This window comes from Brachyspira catarrhinii (assembly GCF_005518285.1).
Lineage (GTDB): Bacteria > Spirochaetota > Brachyspiria > Brachyspirales > Brachyspiraceae > Brachyspira > Brachyspira catarrhinii.
The window spans coordinates 1-1,811 of sequence record NZ_SJDU01000422.1; the positions used below are offsets into that span (position 1 = coordinate 1).

General features: G+C 31.4%; 2 protein-coding genes. One reads left to right on the top strand and one right to left on the bottom strand.

The annotated features are described in order from the left end of the window. Nucleotides 1-95: 95 nt before the first annotated feature. Complete coding sequence (locus EZH24_RS11125) at nt 96-818, bottom strand: SanA/YdcF family protein (RefSeq protein ID WP_137999177.1); 723 nt, start codon at nt 816-818, stop codon at nt 96-98. A 157-nt stretch (nt 819-975) separates the two neighbouring features. Between EZH24_RS11125 and gpmA the strand changes: the two genes are divergently transcribed. Then, nucleotides 976-1,722, top strand: a complete 747-nt coding sequence (gene gpmA / locus EZH24_RS11130) for a 2,3-diphosphoglycerate-dependent phosphoglycerate mutase (protein ID WP_137999178.1) — start codon at nt 976-978, stop codon at nt 1,720-1,722. The last annotated feature ends 89 nt before the right edge of the window (nt 1,723-1,811 follow it).

The window sequence follows — 1,811 nt, forward strand, 5'->3', positions numbered from 1 at the left end:
ATAGCGAGACAAAAAAATATAAACGCGGTCGCCTATAAAGCAGTTGAGTGAGTAATTGAGATGTCATTAAAAAAATCCTTTTTAATTTAAAATATTTATTTAAAATTATCCCTGTCGATTTTATTGCTTTTTTTATTTTTTGATTCTTTTGAAACTTCTTCCATATTTGAAGTTTCTTCTATAACTATATTGTCTCCGTAGAATTTTGGAGGTTTATTAAAAATAATATCGCAAATCATTAAAACTCTCGCAGCCAATTCTCTCGGAAATTGTCTTATTCTGTATAATTTTCTCACATTACGCGCGTTATAGGCGACCGCGTTTATATTTTTTTGTCTCGCTATAAAAATCGCTCGCTCGTTATGAAACGGTTGAGACACTATAGTAAAATTAGTGAGATTGAAAACTTTATTCGCCCTTATAATAGAATCTCTCGTTCTAAATCCCGCGAAATCCAAAAATATATGTTTTTTATCGACTCCCAATTTTATCAAATCGAGTCTCATTTGTTTCGGTTCGTTATAAAATCGATGCCTATTGTCTCCGCTCACTAAAATAAATTTGATTTTTCCATTTTTATATAATTCGTAAGCGGCGTCCATTCTGAATTTGAAATACATATTCGCTTTTCCGTTATATAAATATTTGCTCGTTCCCAAAACCAAAGCGACATCGTTATATGGAATCTCTTCAATAGAATCGTAAATATATTTTTTTGAATATATAGACACCAATAAATACATTATTACTATAGAAACTGCAAATATAATTATTGTCTTTAATCCTAATTTTAATATTCTATCTTTTAATTTAATCATATCGAAATAGTATATAGAATTTGTCAATTTTATTCAATTATTAATTATTTTTGATTGTTTACACATTATAATAAAAAATTACATTTATACTTTTTACTTTTTTTATATTTAATGTATAATTAATAAAAATCATTATTATTTATTAAAGGAGTATCTAATGACAAAAGTAGTTTTAATTCGTCATGGGGAAAGCGTTTGGAATAAAGAAAATCTTTTTACGGGATGGGCTGATGTTACATTGTCCGAAAAAGGAATCGAAGAGGCGAAATCTGGCGGTAAAGAGCTTAAAAAAGCGGGTTTTACTTTCGATAAGGCATACACTTCCACTCTTACGAGAGCGATAAAAACTTTGAATTTGGTTTTGGAAGAGATGGGACTTTTATGGATACCAGTCGAAAAGGCTTGGCAATTAAACGAAAGACATTACGGCGCGTTGCAAGGATTAAACAAATCTCAAACAGCGGAAAAATACGGAGAAGAACAGGTAAAAGTTTGGAGAAGAAGCTATGACACTCCTCCTCCAGCGTTGGAAAAAACGGACGAAAGATTTCCCGGACATGACGCGAGATATAAAAATCTTACCGAAAAAGAACTTCCATTAACCGAATGTTTGAAAGATACCGTCGCGAGAGTAGTTCCTTATTGGGAAAAAGTTATACTTCCCGATATTAAAGCGGGCAAAAAAATAATAATAGCGGCGCATGGAAACAGTTTAAGGGCTTTGGTAAAATACCTTGATAATATTTCGGATGCAGATATTACCGAATTGAATATACCGACTGGAATGCCTTTGGTTTACGAACTTGACGATAATTTTAATGCGGTTAATAAACGGTATTTGGGCGACCCAGAAGCGGTTAAAAAAGCTATGGAAGCGGTTGCAAATCAAGGCAAGAAGAAATAGTGTAAATTTATCGTAAAAATTGGTAAATAAACTTGATATTATTTTTTAATATGTTATAATATTCCCATAGTTAAAGATATTCCGAGTTA